The organism is Streptomyces sp. NPDC001544, from assembly GCF_042894285.1.
Lineage (GTDB): Bacteria > Actinomycetota > Actinomycetes > Streptomycetales > Streptomycetaceae > Streptomyces.
This window is the reverse complement of the sequence record NZ_JBIAVN010000005.1, coordinates 31,949-47,097: the sequence shown is the minus strand read 5'-3', so window position 1 is coordinate 47,097 and position 15,149 is coordinate 31,949. Positions and strand designations below refer to the sequence as shown.

General features: G+C 73.5%; 13 protein-coding genes. 8 read left to right on the top strand and 5 right to left on the bottom strand.

Annotated features, from left to right (window positions below):
• Positions 1 to 116: 116 nt before the first annotated feature.
• Positions 117 to 782, bottom strand: a complete 666-nt coding sequence (locus ACFY0F_RS15255) for a CBS domain-containing protein (protein WP_388793308.1) — start codon at positions 780 to 782, stop codon at positions 117 to 119.
• Positions 783 to 798: 16 nt separating this feature from the next.
• Positions 799 to 1,257 (bottom strand): cyclic nucleotide-binding domain-containing protein, encoded by a 459-nt coding sequence (locus tag ACFY0F_RS15250; protein WP_388793306.1) that lies wholly within the window; start codon positions 1,255 to 1,257, stop codon positions 799 to 801.
• 274 nt (positions 1,258 to 1,531) lie between these two features.
• Here ACFY0F_RS15250 and ACFY0F_RS15245 point away from each other — a divergent pair, with 274 nt between their 5' ends.
• Together ACFY0F_RS15245 and ACFY0F_RS15240 are read left to right on the top strand one after the other, a co-directional pair.
• Positions 1,532 to 2,410: a universal stress protein gene (locus tag ACFY0F_RS15245; RefSeq protein ID WP_388793304.1), complete on the top strand. Its 879-nt coding sequence runs from the start codon at positions 1,532 to 1,534 to the stop codon at positions 2,408 to 2,410.
• An 82-nt stretch (positions 2,411 to 2,492) separates the two neighbouring features.
• Positions 2,493 to 3,185 (top strand): helix-turn-helix domain-containing protein, encoded by a 693-nt coding sequence (locus ACFY0F_RS15240; protein WP_388793302.1) that lies wholly within the window; start codon positions 2,493 to 2,495, stop codon positions 3,183 to 3,185.
• Between the two features lie 422 nt (positions 3,186 to 3,607).
• Here the strand turns inward: ACFY0F_RS15240 and ACFY0F_RS15235 are convergent, their stop codons facing one another.
• A complete protein-coding gene (locus ACFY0F_RS15235; RefSeq protein ID WP_388793300.1) occupies positions 3,608 to 4,060 on the bottom strand; it encodes a universal stress protein in 453 nt (150 codons plus the stop codon).
• 259 nt (positions 4,061 to 4,319) lie between these two features.
• On the opposite strand from ACFY0F_RS15235, the gene ACFY0F_RS15230 reads away from it, so the two are divergent.
• The 4 genes from ACFY0F_RS15230 (at position 4,320) to ACFY0F_RS15215 (ending at position 11,049) form a co-directional block, all read left to right on the top strand.
• Positions 4,320 to 5,219, top strand: coding sequence for a universal stress protein (locus ACFY0F_RS15230; RefSeq protein ID WP_388793298.1), 900 nt, complete (start codon positions 4,320 to 4,322; stop codon positions 5,217 to 5,219).
• 73 nt (positions 5,220 to 5,292) lie between these two features.
• A complete protein-coding gene (locus ACFY0F_RS15225) occupies positions 5,293 to 6,201 on the top strand; it encodes a carbamate kinase (protein WP_388793296.1) in 909 nt (302 codons plus the stop codon).
• A 311-nt stretch (positions 6,202 to 6,512) separates the two neighbouring features.
• Complete coding sequence (locus ACFY0F_RS15220) at positions 6,513 to 8,942, top strand: SpoIIE family protein phosphatase (RefSeq protein ID WP_388793295.1); 2,430 nt, start codon at positions 6,513 to 6,515, stop codon at positions 8,940 to 8,942.
• 40 nt (positions 8,943 to 8,982) lie between these two features.
• Positions 8,983 to 11,049: a SpoIIE family protein phosphatase gene (locus ACFY0F_RS15215; protein ID WP_388793293.1), complete on the top strand. Its 2,067-nt coding sequence runs from the start codon at positions 8,983 to 8,985 to the stop codon at positions 11,047 to 11,049.
• On the opposite strand, the gene ACFY0F_RS15210 is transcribed toward ACFY0F_RS15215, so the two are convergent.
• Both ACFY0F_RS15210 and ACFY0F_RS15205 read right to left on the bottom strand, forming a co-directional pair.
• Positions 11,046 to 11,441 carry an SRPBCC family protein gene (locus ACFY0F_RS15210; protein ID WP_388793291.1) on the bottom strand — a complete coding sequence of 132 codons (396 nt, stop codon included), beginning with the start codon at positions 11,439 to 11,441 and terminating at the stop codon, positions 11,046 to 11,048. The two genes, ACFY0F_RS15215 and ACFY0F_RS15210, sit on opposite strands and share 4 nt — an antisense overlap.
• A gap of 85 nt (positions 11,442 to 11,526) precedes the next feature.
• On the bottom strand, positions 11,527 to 12,642 hold the full coding sequence (locus ACFY0F_RS15205; RefSeq protein ID WP_388793289.1) for an AI-2E family transporter: 1,116 nt from the start codon (positions 12,640 to 12,642) through the stop codon (positions 11,527 to 11,529).
• Positions 12,643 to 12,819: 177 nt separating this feature from the next.
• Between ACFY0F_RS15205 and ACFY0F_RS15200 the strand changes: the two genes are divergently transcribed.
• Together ACFY0F_RS15200 and ACFY0F_RS15195 are read left to right on the top strand one after the other, a co-directional pair.
• Entirely contained in the window at positions 12,820 to 13,596 is a 777-nt protein-coding gene (locus ACFY0F_RS15200) for a hypothetical protein (RefSeq protein ID WP_388793287.1), read from the top strand.
• An 80-nt stretch (positions 13,597 to 13,676) separates the two neighbouring features.
• Positions 13,677 to 15,071, top strand: a complete 1,395-nt coding sequence (locus ACFY0F_RS15195) for a protein kinase (protein ID WP_388793285.1) — start codon at positions 13,677 to 13,679, stop codon at positions 15,069 to 15,071.
• Positions 15,072 to 15,149: the final 78 nt, after the last annotated feature.

The following is a 15,149-nucleotide window of genomic DNA, read 5'->3' as shown; positions in this document are numbered from 1 at the left end:
TGGCCCCCGCCCGGCGGGACCCGTACGGGGGGGCCCGGGCCCCCCCCCCCCCCGCCCCCCCCGGGGGGGGGGGGGGGGGGGGGCGGGGCGCCCCCCCCCCCCCACCACCAGCCGGATCAGCGTGGATCGCTGCGTATCGAACCGGCGGTCAGGTCGCACTCGACATCGACCACGCCCTCGACGGCACGCACCATGCGGGCGGCCACCGGTACCAGCGAGGTGTCCCGGATGCGGCCGGTGAGGGTGACGACGCCGTCGTGGACCCCCACCAGGATCGGCTCGACGGGGGCGGGGAAGAGACGGTCGACGATCTCGTGGCGCACCTCGTCGGCGATCTCCTCCTCACCGCGCAAAAACACCTTCAGCAGGTCGCCGCGGCTGACGACCCCTTCGAGCAGGCCCTGGTCGTTGATGACGGGCAACCGCTTGACCTTGCGTCGAGCCATGATGCGGGCGGCCTCGGCGAGCGGTGCGTCCGCGTGCACGGTGACGGCGGGGGCCGACATCAGCTCGCCCGCGCTGAGCGCTCCGGCCTTCGCGAGGTCGTCGAGACGTTGTCGCTGGGTGAACCGGTCCGGGTCGCTGTCCCGGAACTCCTCCTTGGGCAGCAGGTCGGCCTCGGAGACGACGCCGACCACGCGGCCCTCACCCTCCAGCACGGGCAGGGCGCTGACCTTCCACTCGTCCATGAGCTGGACGATGTCCTTGAACGGGGCGTCGCGTCCCACGGCCACGACGGTGTGGGTCATCACGTCGCTGACGGTGTAGGGGCTGCTGGGCATGGTCTCCTCCCGGGTGTCAGGACCGGCTGCCACTGCCGTAGGGGGCGTAGAGGTCGAGGAGCCGGATGCGTGCGGCGTGCAGACGGTGGGCGACCACGCGGCCGACCCATGCGGCGATGGCGCGGCCGAACTCGGGGTCGCTCACGCACTCCGCCCGAACGGCGTCGGCGTCGAACTCCCAGGCACGCACCGGGCTGGTGGCCTCGGCACCGAGCTGCCAGATGCAGGGCGGGAAGTGCCAGGACCAGCCGACGAGTTCGTTGTGGCCGAGGGACTCGATGACGGCGGCGCGGCGCCCGGGTACCCGCAGATCCAGGGCGACGGTCCCGGTCCGGATGATCCAGAACCGGTCGGCGCGCCGGCCTTCCTCGAACAGGCGGGTGCCGATGGGGAAGGAGACCTCGTGGGCGAAGCGCATCAGCCGATCGCGCTGATCGGCCGGGAGGGCCGCGGCCAGGGTGGTGGTGGAGGTCATCGCTCCGGCTCCTTTCGTCGTCACCGCCGGACGGCGGAGGGCTGCTGACTCCAGCCTCCGCAGGAGCGGCGCCCGGCACCACGGGCCGCCCGGTCCTCACGCGGGGGCCGATCGGCCCACACCGGCGAAGCCCGCGCCCGGCCCGCCCGGCCCATGGGCTGAGTGGGCCCGAACCGGGCCGGGTGGCCCTCACCACCGGACCCGGGCACGTGCGACGGTGGGACTGGGAGCCCGTGCTGCCTGCCCGGCGGCCCGACGGAAGGTGGTGAGCCCGATGACGGAACTGCCCCTGGTCGTGGGTGTCGACGGATCGGAGTCCAGCCTGACGGCGATCGACTGGGCGGTGGACGAGGCCGCCCGCCACGGCCTGCCGCTGCGCCTGGTGTACGCCTCCCTGTGGGAGCGCTACGAAGGGGTGATGCCGTCGGATAACCGGGAGCGCCCCTCCGAGCAGGTGATGGCCGAGCACGTCGTCGCCTCGGCGGCGGAGCGGGCCCGGCTGCGCGACCCGGACGTGAAGACCGCCACGGACATCCTCCCCGAGGAAGCGGTGGACGCCCTGCTGCACGAGAGCGAGTACGCCTTCGCCGTGGTGACGGGAGCACGTGGCCGGGGCGAGATCAAGGGGCTGTTGCTCGGCTCGACCGGTCTGGGCGTCGCCGCGCACGCCCACTGCCCGGTGATCGTCGTCCGCGGGGACCGGGCGGGGCTGGCCGGCACGCACGAACGGGTGCTGCTCGGCGCCGGGGATCCGGACACCGCGGGTGAGGCAGTGCGCTTCGCCTTCCAGGAGGCCGAGGCACGCGGATGCGTACTCGACGTCGTACGAGCCTGGCGCAGCCCCGCGCACGAGGCCGCCGCCCACCCCCTGCTGACCGGGACCCCCGCGCACCAGCACGAGCAGCGGGCCTCCGCCCAGCTCGACAGGCTCCTCGACGACGCGGCGGCAGCGGCTCCCGGCCTCCGCGTGCGCCGCACCACGGTGGAGGGAACGGCCCGCAAGGTGCTCGTGGACCGCTCGGCCGCCGCCGACCTGGTCGTCATCGGCGCCCGCCGCCGGCCGGGCCGCTTCGGACTGCAGCTCGGCCGGGTGGCGCACACGCTGCTGCACCACGCCCAGTGCCCGGTCGCGGTGGTGCCGCAGCGGTCGTGACCGGGCCTTCGGCGAGCCGGGGCCGGGAGGACCGGCCCTGGTGAACACATCGAACATTCCGGGACGAGAGGAGTGAGCGGTCATGGCGGAACGGACAGCACGGGAAGAGACGACGGCGACCGCGGCGGACCGGCCTCCCCAGGGCGACCTCGGACGCCGTATCGAGCGGCGGCGCAGGGAACTGGGTCTCACCCGGGAGGAAGTGGCCTTCCGGGCGGGCATGGCCCCCGGCTACCTCGCGCATCTGGAGGAGCACAGCACCGCCGCACCGGATTCCGGGACCCTGCTCAGGCTGGCCGGGGCGCTGCGGACCAGTCTCACGGAGCTCGGCGGCGGTCACATCGACCTGCCGCCCGGGATCGGACACGCCGCGCGCGCCCCACGTCTGAGCGAACTGGGTGAGCAGGAGTGCCGTCGGCTGCTGTCGACACACGGCGTGGGCAGGCTCGCGGTCTCCACCGAGGAGGCGCCTGTCGTCGTACCCGTCAACTACAGCGTCGTCGACGACGCCATCGTCTTCCGCACCCAGCCCGGTTCGGTCTCCATCCGGGGGCTCGGCCACGAGGTGGCCTTCGAGGTCGACCGCGTCGACGACGCGCTGAGCCAGGGCTGGAGCGTCCTGGTGCGCGGACCCGCCGAGACGGTGACCGACCCGGAGACCGTCCGCCGCCTCGCCGAGCGGGTCTACACCACGCCGTGGGCCGGAGGGGAGCGTGATGTCTGGGTGCGCATCGAGATCACCGCCCTCACGGGCCGCCGCATCGACGTGTGGTGACCCACCCACGACGGACACGGCCGGCGTCCTCGCAAGGGGCCGGGTGGATCCCCCGGAAGGACCGCCCGGCCCTCGTGCCGACGGCCGGACGGTGGTTCCATGGTGGTGGCGGAAAGGACCGCCACCAGACGCGGGGAAGCGGCCACGCACCGCGCACCGCGCAATCCGGATCCGCGAGAAGCGGATGGTCCTTTCCGCCTTCTTCGTGCACGAGAGCTTCTGCGCATGACGAGAGCTTCTTCGTGCACGGGAGCTTCTTCGCACACGGGAGGGAGCGGTACCGCGGGGGATGGGTACCGCTCCCAGGTCCACTGTCGAACAGGCCGTCCCCGCGCACCAGTGCCGATGGTCCCTTCGCGAGGGCCGAACGCCTGCCCTTTCGGGCCCGGCGCCCACGACGGTGTGTGCCCGCACGGGTGGGATCAGTGCGCGGGCTCGTGCGCCTGGCGTACCACGACGACCGGGCAGGCCGCGTGCTGGGCGCAGCGCTGGCTGACCGAGCCCAGCATCGCCCGGGCGAACCTGCCCCGTCCACGGCCGCCGACCACGAGGACCTCCGCGCCCTCGGAGGCCCGGATGAGCACTTCCGAGGGATCGCCTTCCACCAGGCACTCCTCCAGGTCGACGGGGCGCTCCTCGGGGAAGACGGCGCGCAGCTCCTGCGCGAACCGCTCCCGCGCCTGCTGCAGATCGAAGTCGGGATCGATCGCGGGCCCGCTCCAGCCCACGTCCGACGGCGTGTCCCAGACGTGGACCGCCTCCACGGCCCCGCCGACCAGCTGGGCGTACCGCGCCGCCCAGCGCAGCGCCGCATACGACGACGGAGAACCGTCCACGCCCACTACCACCCGGGGTACCGGCTCAGGGGGTTGCATGGCCACCTCGCTCAGCAGTCGTTGTCCGTATGTCCACGCTGCCCGCGCCCCCGGGTCCGCGCCAGCCGGGAGCGCCGCGCGGGACGGGCCCGTCGGCGCCGGGCGGTCCGCACATGTCCCTCGGGGGCGTCGACGCCTGCGCCGGGCAGGTACCGGGCGTCCCGGCCGTGGGGGCCGGTCGGCCCCTGGGCGTACGCGTCCACCAGGCGCACGCTCGAGGTAGGAGGGCTGACCGGCCCGGGCACGGGAGGGACACGTCATGGTCCGGAACATCACGGCGGGAGTCGACGGATCCCCCGAAGGCCTCGCGGCCGCACACTGGGCCGCCCATGAGGCGCTGCGCCAGGGCGCCGCGCTGAGCCTCGTGCACGCCTGGCACCGGCATGTGCGTCCGGCGCCGTACGTACCCCTGGACAGCACCGAGCACGACTGGGCCGAGCGCCTTCTGCGGGAGGCGGTCGACAGCGTCCGCGCCGCGCACCCCACGCTGACCGTCGCAGGCCGCCTGATCTGCGACTCCGCGGTCTCCGCGCTGCTCTCGGCGGCCGCGGGGGCCGAACTGCTGGTCCTCGGGTCACAAGGCCTGGGCACCACCGCGGGATTCGTCACCGGCTCGGTGTCCCAGCGGGTGGTGGGCCGCGCCGCCTGCCCCGTGGTGCTGGTGCGCGCCGGGCGGAGCGCCGCCGACGAGCATCTGCCCGCCGTGGACGGTGTGGCGCCGGACGAGATCCCCGAGACGCCCTACCGTGCCGTCGTCCTCGGCCTGGACGTCACCCACCCCTGCGACGACCTGATCGCCTTCGCCTTCGACGCCGCCCACCGCCGGGACACCGAGCTGCGGGTGATCCACGTCTTCAAGGCGGCGCCCGCCGAGGGCGTCTCGCCTGCCGCCCCCGGTCCCGAGCGGCTCGCCGACCGGGAACACGCGGTCGTCGCGGCTCTGCGCCCCTGGGCCGAGAAGTATCCGGGTGTCCCCGTGACCGAGACCGTCGTCGAGGGCCGGGCGGCCGGCGAACTGGCGCGTGCCGCCACCGGCGCCGGGCTCGTCGTGGTGGGCCGCCGCACCGGCGCGGGCAGACTCGGGGCCCACACCGGTCCCGTCGCCCATGCCGTTTTGCATCACGTCGGCTGCCCGGTGGCCGTCGTACCGCACGCCTGAGCCGATCTCCGCCCGTCGGCGGCCGGCCTCGCGGACGCCTCCGGCGGGTCCCGCACCCAAAGGACCGACACCCATGCGCATCGTCATCACCCTCGGCGGCAACGCCCTGCTGTGGAGGGGAGAAGGCCCCGACGCGGAGCTGCAGCGGGCGAACGTCGTCCGGGTGGCCACCGCGCTCGCTCCGCTCGCCCACGACCACGACCTCGTCCTCACCCACGGCAACGGGCCGCAGCTCGGTCTGCTCGCCGGGGAGAGCGCGGCCGACCCCGCGCTGAGCGCCCCGTACCCGCTGGACCTGCTCGGCGCCCAAACGCAGGGCCTGATCGGCTCGCTCCTGGCCCGCGCGCTGCGGGACGCGCTGCCGGGCCGCCGGGTCGCCGCACTGGTCACCCACACCCTCGTCCGCGGCGACGACCCGGCGTTCGACCGGCCCACGAAGCCCGTCGGCCGGCCCCGGCCCCGCAGGCCGGCACAGTCGCTCGCCCGCGGGCGCGGCCGGCAGGACACCGGGGACCCGGGCACCGGACGCCGTCTCGTCCCCTCGCCCGCTCCGGAGCGGATCCTGGAGACGGAGAGCATCCGGGAACTGCTGGCGACCGGCACCCTCGTCGTCTGCTCGGGCGGCGGCGGCATCCCCGTGACCGCGGAGGGGGGCCTCCTGCACGGTACCGAGGCGATCGTCGACAAGGACCTCGCGGCGGCCCTGCTCGCCGAGGACGTGAAGGCCGACTTCCTGCTCATCCTCACCGACGTGCCCAACGTCTACGCCCACTACGGCACCCCGGACCAGCGCCCCCTCCTGGACGTGACCCCCGCGGGGCTGCGCGAGGGGCGGTACGCCGAGGGCTCGATGGGGCCCAAGACGGAGGCGGCCGCCCGCTTCGTGGAGCACACCGGCGGCCTGGCCGCGATCGGCTGCCTGGACGCGGCGTACGAGATCGTCCACGGCAGGTCCGGCACCCTCGTCCGCCCCGACATGTAGTCACCGGGCGTCCCTCCGGCCGAAGTCGGGCCGAAGGACCGCGCCGCCCGGAGCCGGGCGGCACCGGCCGGTGCCCTGTCCGGCACTCCCGGCGATCATCCGCCGCGACGGGCATCGGCGAGGGCACAAGGCTCCGGGAGAGGACGCCGTGACGACCGCGCCGGTGGCGCCCGGCAGCCGGACCGCCGAAGCCCGGCGGCACCTCGCCGCGGGCCGGGCGCCCACCGGACGCGACGCGCACCGGCGCGGCGTGGCCCGACCCTCGGTGCGACAATGGGCTCGTGGGGACCCGCCCTGGATGGGACGTGCATATGGGCGTCAGCCGCGCTCTCGGCAGTGCAGATCCGGCCGATCCGTTCGACATCGAGTCCGCGGCCGTGGTGATCACCGATGCCGACCGGCTCATCGTCTCCTGGAGCCCGGGAGCCGAGCGCCTGATCGGCTACCGGGCCCGCGACGTGGTCGGACGTCCCGCGGAGTCCGTCGTCGCGGGCGGGGACCTCTCCGCCGCCGTCTCGGGCCTGCGCCGGACGGAACGCGGCTGGACCGGTGTGCTCGCCGCCCGGCACCGCGCCGGTCACGCCGTCGACCTCTCGGTCCGGACCTGCCCCCTCCTCGGCGCCGACGGGCACCACGGCTGGCTGATCGTCGCGTGCGACGTCAGGGAACGCAGGGAGTTCGAGTTCTTCGAGGCGGTCGCGCGAGGTCTGCTCCAGCGGTCGCCCATGGGCATCGCCGTACTCGACACCGACTTGCGCTGGAAATGGTCCAACCGGGCGCTGGCCGACATGGACGAGGACCGGCCGGCCGAGCAGGAGCCGCCCGGCAGCGGGTCCGACCACGGCGGACCGACGCCCGTGGTGAACCGTCACGCCAGGCGCGCTCTCGTCACCGGACAGCCCCAGGTGACCCTGGACCACGCGCCACCCCGCCACGGCATCCCCCCTCGGAGCCGGGAGCGGGACTTCAGGCTGCGTTCCTTCTTCCCGGTGCGGGACCCCGCGGGGCAGACGCTCGGCATCTGCCTCGTCGCTCTCCACGCCACCGGCCAGGACTCGGCACGCGACCGGCTCACCCTGCTCAACGAGGCCAGCGAACACATCGGGACCACCCTGGACCTCGACCGGACGCTGCAGGAGCTGGCGGAGGTCGCGGTGCCGCGGATCGCCGACTTCGTGGCGATCGACCTCCTGGACGAGGTACGGGCGGAGGCGGACCCGCCCGGGGGACGCCAGCCGGGCGAGGCGATGCTGCACCGGGCCGCCCATCTGTCGATCCAGGAGGACCACCCCGAAGTGGTCGTGGACGTCGGCGCCGCCCCGCACTATCCGGCCCGGTCCCCGCAGAAACGCTGCCTGGCCACCGGCAAGCCCATCCGCGAACTCGTCAGCGCCACGACACCCTGGCTCATCGACGACACCCAGCGCTGGACGAAACTCATCCGGCTCGGCGTGCACACACACCTGGTCGTCCCGCTGCGCGCCCGCGGCATCACCATGGGCGTGGTGACACTGCTGCGCTGGAAGCACCCCGAGCCGTTCGACGAGGACGATCTGCTCCTCGTCGAGGAACTGGTGGCGCGGGCCGCCGTCTGCGTCGACAACGCGCGGCGCTTCGCCAGGCAGCACCAAGCCGCGCTCACCCTGCAGACCAGCCTGCTGCCACCCGATCTGCCCCGGCACAACGCGGTCGAGGTCGCCTACCGGTACCTTCCCGCCGACACCGAGGCCGGGGTGGGCGGCGACTGGTTCGACGTCATCCCACTCTCCGGGGCCCGGGTCGCCCTGGTCGTGGGCGACGTGGTCGGTCACGGGCTGCACGCCGCGGCCAGCATGGGACGGCTGCGCGCCGCCGTCCAGACCCTGGCCGATCTGGACCTGCCCCCGGACGAACTGCTCACCCACGTCGACGACCTGGTCGTCCGCCTGTCCGACGAGGCCGAGGCCGCCGCGCAGGGCCCGCTCGTCATCGGGGCGACCTGCGTGTACGCCGTCTACGACCCGGTCGCCCGCACCATCGTGGTGGCTCGCGCCGGGCACCCCAGTCCGGCGATCGCCCACCTCAGGGAACCGGTGGAGTTCCCCGACATCCCCGCCGGCCCGCCCCTGGGACTCGGTGGCCTCCCGTTCGAGTCGGCCGAGATCGCGGTGGAGGAGGGGAGCGTCATCGCGCTCTACACCGACGGGCTGATCGAGGCGTCGGACCGGGACGTCGACGTCGGCATGGAGCGTCTGTGCTTCACCCTGGCCCACCCCGACCGGCCGCTCGAGGAACTGTGCGACACCATGGTCCGCACCCTGCTGCCGGAACGCCCACGCGACGACGTCGCCTTCCTCATCGCACGCACCCACGCGCTCAGCCCCGACCGCGTCGTCTCCTGGGACGTCCCGGCGGACCCCTCGGCGGTGCACGGGGCCCGGAACAACGCAGTCCGTCAGCTGGCCCTATGGGGTCTGGACGAGATCGCGTTCACCACGGAGCTGATCGTCAGCGAACTGGTCACCAACGCCATCAAGCACGCGTACGGGCCGATCAGTCTCCGGCTCATCCACGAAAGCGCCCTGATCTGCGAGGTCTCGGACGCCAGCCACACCTCCCCGCACCTGCGCGGCGCCCGCATCACCGACGAGGGAGGGCGGGGCCTGTTCCTCGTCGCCCAGATCGCCCAGCGCTGGGGCACCCGCCACACGTCCGACGGCAAGACCATCTGGACGGAGCAACAACTGCCCGACGGTGCCTGAACCCCGCCGGACGCCGATCCCGCGGAAGGGAGGGACCGGGATGACAGCGCAGTCCTCCCAGCCCGGCCGTGACACGTCCGAGCCCGAGGCCGTCCGGCCCACCGGGCTGCTGGACATGCTGAGCGTCGCCGCGGTGGTCCTGGACACCGACGGGCACATCGTCTTCTGGACCCCGCAGGCGCAGGAGCTGTTCGGCTATGCCGCGGACGAGGCGCTGGGGCAGTACGCCGCGCGGCTGCTGATCCGCCCCGAACACCTCAAGTCCGTACTGAGCCTGTTCGCGGACGTGCTGGAGACCGGCCGCAGCTGGGCGGGTGCCTTCCCCGTCCGGCACAAGGACGGCGGCAGCCGCCTGATGGAGTTCCGCACCATGCGGCTGCTGAACGACCTGGGGGACGTCTTCGCCCTCGGCATCGCGGCCGAACACACCGTGCTGCAGCGCGTCGAGACCGACCTGGCCCTGTGCGACCGGCTGATCAGGCAGTCCCCGATCGGCCTGGCCCTGCTGGACCCCGAACTGCGCTACCTCCTGGTCAACCCCGCACTGGAACGCATCGACGGCATACCCGCCGAGGACCACATCGGCCGCCGCCTGCGCGAGACCCTGCCCTTCTCCGACGTGGGGACGATCGAGTCGGCGCTGCGCCAGGTGCTCACCACCGGCACCCCGCTGCTCGACCAGTACCACGTGGGCCGTCCCCCGACCGACCCCGACCAGGACCACGCCTGGTCCCTGTCCTTCTACCGTCTGGAGGACCCCGGCGGGCGGACCCTGGGCGCGGCCGCCTCCGTCGTCGACGTCACCGAGCGGCACCGCGCCGCCACCGAGGCCGACCGGGCCCGGCGCCGTCTGGCGCTCATCGCCGACGCGTCGACCCGCGTCGGCACCACACTGGAGGTCGAGGAGACCGCCCACGAACTGGCCGACATAGCCGTCCCCGACCTCGCCGACGTGGTCGCCGTGGACGTCCTGGACGAGGCTCTGGCCTGCCGCCGCACCCGCAAACCGGCCGGCGGCCCGGAACTCTTCCGCGCGCTCGCCCTCCGCGCGTCCCACCCCACCGTGGCCCTGCGCGCCGCGGACCCTCCGGGGGACCTGGCCGCCTACGACGGGGACCGGCTGGTCACCCTGTGCGTGCACACCGGCCGGCCCGTCATGGTGAAGCACGTCGAAGAGAAGGATCTGCCGCGCATCGCACGCGACGCGGAGGCCGCCACGCTCCTGGCCCGCGCCGGCGTCCACTCCTATCTCGCCGTACCGCTGGTCGCCCACGGCGAGGTGCTCGGCGCCCTCGACCTCAAACGCACCCTGAACCCGCTCCCGTTCGACGAGGACGACGTCGTCCTGGCCGGCGAGCTCGCCAGCCGCGCCGCCGTCGCCATCGACAACGCCCGCTGGTTCCAGAGCGTGCGCAACACCTCCCTCACCCTCCAGCGCAGCCTGCTGCCCGACCACCCGCCGCACCACACCGGACTCGAACTCGCCTCCCGCTACCAGCCCGCCCAGGCCACCAGCGAGGTCGGCGGCGACTGGTACGACGTGATCCCGCTGGCCGACGACAAGACCGCGCTGGTCGTCGGCGACGTGATGGGCAACGGCATCGACGCGGCCGCCACCATGGGACGGCTGCGTACGGCCACCTGCGCCTACGCGGACCTGGACCTGGACCCCGACGCGGTGCTCCAGCACCTGGACAAGATCACCTGCGATCTGGAGCACTACATCGTCACCTGTCTGTACGCCGTGTACGACCCCAGGACGAGGCAGTGCCGCCTGGCGAACGCCGGACACATGCCTCCGGCGCTGGCCCGCCCCGGCCGGCCCGCCGTCCTGCTCGACCTGCCCGCCGGAGCCCCCCTCGGCGTTGGCGGCATCTCCTTCGAGACCACGACCACGCACCTGGACCCCGGCGACCTACTGGTCCTCTACACCGACGGCCTCGTCGAAACCCGTCACCACCCCATCGACGACCGCCTGAACGTGCTTCTCGGTTTCCTCGACGAACCGCACCGGCCCCTGGAGGAGACCTGCGACCTGCTGCTCTACGGCCTGCGCCACCCCGACGACCACGACGACGTCGCCCTCCTGGTGGCCCGCACCCGTTAGCCGGCCCGCACCTGCCGCTCCAGCCGTTCCAGGCTGTTGTCCAGGGCGTCGCGGGCCGCCCGCTCGCCCGGGTCGTGGCTGTCCTCGAAGAACGACAGGTGGACGGTGACCTCACTGGCTCCGCTGCCGATACCGGCGACCTGCAGCCAGCCGGCGTAGCCGCCCTGCTCGCGGGTGCCCCACTCGATGCGCATCTGATCGCGTTCGGTGCGCAGCAGCGCCGAGGTGTCCTGGTCCGAGCGGTCCTCGTGCACGGTGACGGCGGGCGGGTCCTCGGGCCGCACATGCAGGGCGTCCGGCAGCCAGGCGTCGAGCCGGTCGACGTCGGCGGCCCGGTCGAAGACCTGCTCGGGCTGTGCGGGCATCGTGCGTGAACGTTCGTACTCTGCCATGGCGGCACCGTTCCTCGGCTCGACTGCGTACCCCGCACGCGTGCCCCTTCCGGGCCGTCCGAAAAGTCCGGCTCCAATCCGGATCTCACGGCGGAGCCGTCCGCAGGGCGCGCACCACCGACCAGACGACCGAGACGAACGGGACGGCGACGACGGCGCCGATCACACCGGCGACGATGCTGCCCGCGATGACCGACACGGCGACGACGAGCGGGTGCAGGCTGACCGCCCAGCTCAGCACCAGCGGATGCAGTACATGGCCCTCCAACTGCCCGATGACGACGATGAGCACCAGCACGGCGGCGGCCGTGAGCGGACCACGCCCGGCCAGGGCGACCACCGTGGCCACGCCCAGCGCGATCGGTGAGCCCACCAGCGGCACGAACGTGGCGAAGAACTCCAGCAGGGTCAGCGGCAGCGCGAGGGGCACCCGCAGGACGAACAGGACGACACCGACGAGCACGGCGTTGGTGGCGGCCACGATGATGATGCCGCGGGTGTATCCGGCGAACGTCCGCCAGGCCGCGTGTCCCGCCAGGTCCCACCGCGGCCGGGCACCACTGGGCAGGAACTGGTCCCGGGCCCAGGCCCACAGGTTCTCGCCGGAGTGGATGAAGAAGAGGGAGGAGAAGAGCGCGAGCACCCCTGCGGTGACCACTTCGACGATCCGGCCGAGCCCGCTGACGGCGCTGCTGAGCAGTCTCGACCGGTGTGAGTTGACGTAGTCCACCACCTGGCCCTGCAGATCCGTCAGCTTGCCGGGGCTGATCCGGAACGGCGGTCGCCGCAGCCACAGTTCGATCCGGTGGACGCCGCCGCGGAACTCACCCGCCAGTTTCGTCGACTCGCCCGCCACCGCGTTGCCGACGAGGGCGAGCAGCGCGAACAGCAGCAGCATGCTGCCGACGACGGCGACGGCGACGCTCAGCGGCCGGGGGAGCGCCCGGTTCAGCAGGTCGGCGAGGGGCCGCAGCACCGAGGTGACCACGAGCGCGAGGAACAGGGACACGGCGATGAGCTGGAAGCGGCCGAGGACGGTGAAGACACCGTAGACGACGATGCCGACGACGATGAGCCGCCAGGCGTAGGCCGCGGCGACCCGCAGGGACGGCACCGTCCGCTCGGCCGGCGAGAGGAGCGCCGGGTCGGAGCGCGAACGCGGCGGTAGCCGCACGGAGTGCGCCGGGCGGCTGCCCAGCACCGTACGATCCGCCCGGCGCCCGCGGCCCCGCCCGGCCGTTCGCCCGCCCGTATCGGCCACGGTGCCTCCCGCCTCCCCTCCGTTTCTGACTACCGGTCATCTCTGAAGCACGGTAAGGGCAAGCCGGTCGGCCGACGCGACGCAACGCGCGAGGAACGCCTGCCCTATGCTGCGGCCGTGACTGTCAACGCGGCGCTCGCCGACATACTCGACCGTGAGGCCGCCGGGACCGAGGCGGACCAGTTGCTCGCCGCGCTGGTCGACCACGGAGTGTTCGTCCCCGTCCGGGAGAACGGCTCGGTGCTGTTCTTCCGCGGCGAGGACGGCGCCCCCGCCCTGCCCGGCTACACCGGCGAGGAGTGTTGTGCGCGGCGGCTGCCGCAGGCCGGCGCGGCGATCCACTGCGATGTGGTGCGCCTGCTGGACATCATCGAGCAGACCGGCGTCACGTCCCTGGTGCTCCACTCCGACCTGGGCTGGGCCGGCGTACCGGTACCACTGCTGTACCGGACCCTGCGCGGGCGCGGTCGGCGAGCCGCCGGCGAGGAGCTGCGGCTCACCTGGTCCACGCACCCCGTGGCGGTGGCCCTCCGGGACGCGCTGGCCCGCCGGGTGCGTGACTTCCCCGCCGTCCGCACGGCCTGGGTGTCGCAGGCGCGGTGGACCGCCACCGGCGTGGAACACCTGATGCTGCACATCGCGGTCGACGAGCAGCTCCCGTCGGCCTCCGCGCAGCGGCTGATGGAGACCCTGCTCGCCGATGAAGTGGTGCTCGGCGACGACGCCCCCAAGGTGGGGATGCTCGCGCTGAACACCGTCACGCACGCCGAGTCGATCGCCCAGTTGGAGACCCTGGCACTGGACACCGTGCGCCTCGACCACGCCACCGGTCGCGTCGAGGTGGTCTCGCGTGAGTTCGACGGCCCGCGACAGCGCGACGCCCGCCAGGGATAACGTCGCCCGTCCCGGGAACGCGGACGTCTCCGTCCGGATTCACCGGCCGGAGAACACAACCGTCCGTCAGGAGAGATCACATGCCAGTACGCCGATGGTCCGCGGGGCCCGAATCGCCCCTACGGGGCGCGGTGCTGGCCGGTCGTTACCGCGTGGACGCCCTGCTCGGCCGCGGCGGCGCCGCCGACGTCCACGAGGGCTTCGATCTGCAGTTGAGGCGGCCCGTGGCGGTGAAGGTGTTCCGAGTGGGCAGCGACACACAGACGGAGGAACGTTTCGCCGACGAGGCCCTGCTGCTGGCCCGGCTGCAGCACCCGGGGCTCGTCACCGTCCACGACTACGGACGGGACAGGGGCCGTCCCTTCCTGGTCATGCAGCTGCTCAAGGGCCCGACGCTGCGCGCCCGCACGGTTGCGGGGGTGCTGCCCCGGGCCGAAGTGTGCGCCGTCGGCGCGGCCGTGGCCGAAGCCCTCGCCCATGTGCACGCCGCCGGGGTGGTGCACCGCGACGTCAAACCGTCGAACATCCTCATGGACGAGGCGGGCACCCCCCATCTGACCGACTTCGGCATCTCACGGCTGATCGACGCCACCGCGCACACCGCCACGGGAGCGCTGGTCGGCACCGCGGCGTATCTGGCTCCGGAGCAGGTCATGGGCCGCGAGGTGGGGCCCGCCGCGGACGTCTACGCCCTGGGGCTGACCCTGCTGGAGTGCCTCAAAGGACGGCTGGAGTACGACGGTGCCCCGCTGGAGGCGGCGATCGCCCGACTGCACCGCACCCCGGTCGTGCCGGCCTGCGTCGACCGTGATCTCTCCCGTCTGCTGCAGGCCATGACCGCTCTCGACGAGAACGAGCGCCCCGGCGCCGAGGCGTGCGCCGAAGCGCTGGCCGCCCTGCGGCCGGGGCCGGGCGGGCTCGGCGCCGTCCTCCCGGCGGGTACGTACCGCGGTGTCCGGGCGGGCACCATGGATGTCCCCGCCTTCGCCGCCGGCCCCGAGCCGACGGGGACGATGGCGGCCCCGCGGCAGGTACCCGCCGCCCGGCGACGCGGTGGACGGCACCTGGCGACGGCCGGGGCCGCCCTGGCCGCGCTGCTCGGCGTCACCCTGACGGGATCGATCGGTGACCTGGCGGGCTCGGGCAGCACCACCGCCTCGGGCCCGGGCGGCCGCACACCGACCGCTCCCGCCACCGAGCCGTCGCACACCCCCTCGGCACCGGCGGACCGGACGCCACCACCGGTCCCGGGGACCCCGGCCGTGCAGCCGCCGACGGAAACGCCCGGCACCGCTCCGGCGGCGCCCACCACGGTCCTGATCGCGAAGGCGGGCCACGACCGAGGGACGGTGACGACCACGACGACGGTGGCCGACGCGCGAGAGAAGTCCGGGAAGCACAAGCCGCCGCCGAACCGCAAGAAGCCCAGGAAGCCCAAGACGCCGGGCACGGCCAAGCAGGGAAAGAAGCACTGAGAAATCCTGCCCGGGGCTTTCGGCGGACGCGATCCGGGAACCCGGTCGCCTGTCCCGACCGCCCGAGAGACAGGAGGC

Bases quoted from the DNA above. Each gene is read 5' to 3' on its own strand.
- ACFY0F_RS15195 (WP_388793285.1), top strand. From the start codon at position 13,677: ATGCCAGTACGCCGATGGTCCGCGGGGCCCGAATCGCCCCTACGGGGC.
- ACFY0F_RS15230 (WP_388793298.1), top strand. From the start codon at position 4,320: ATGGTCCGGAACATCACGGCGGGAGTCGACGGATCCCCCGAAGGCCTC.
- ACFY0F_RS15225 (WP_388793296.1), top strand. From the start codon at position 5,293: ATGCGCATCGTCATCACCCTCGGCGGCAACGCCCTGCTGTGGAGGGGA.
- ACFY0F_RS15235 (WP_388793300.1), bottom strand. From the start codon at position 4,060: ATGCAACCCCCTGAGCCGGTACCCCGGGTGGTAGTGGGCGTGGACGGT.
- ACFY0F_RS15255 (WP_388793308.1), bottom strand. From the start codon at position 782: ATGCCCAGCAGCCCCTACACCGTCAGCGACGTGATGACCCACACCGTC.
- ACFY0F_RS15245 (WP_388793304.1), top strand. From the start codon at position 1,532: ATGACGGAACTGCCCCTGGTCGTGGGTGTCGACGGATCGGAGTCCAGC.
- ACFY0F_RS15250 (WP_388793306.1), bottom strand. From the start codon at position 1,257: ATGACCTCCACCACCACCCTGGCCGCGGCCCTCCCGGCCGATCAGCGC.
- ACFY0F_RS15220 (WP_388793295.1), top strand. From the start codon at position 6,513: ATGGGCGTCAGCCGCGCTCTCGGCAGTGCAGATCCGGCCGATCCGTTC.
- ACFY0F_RS15240 (WP_388793302.1), top strand. From the start codon at position 2,493: ATGGCGGAACGGACAGCACGGGAAGAGACGACGGCGACCGCGGCGGAC.
- ACFY0F_RS15210 (WP_388793291.1), bottom strand. From the start codon at position 11,441: ATGGCAGAGTACGAACGTTCACGCACGATGCCCGCACAGCCCGAGCAG.
- ACFY0F_RS15215 (WP_388793293.1), top strand. From the start codon at position 8,983: ATGACAGCGCAGTCCTCCCAGCCCGGCCGTGACACGTCCGAGCCCGAG.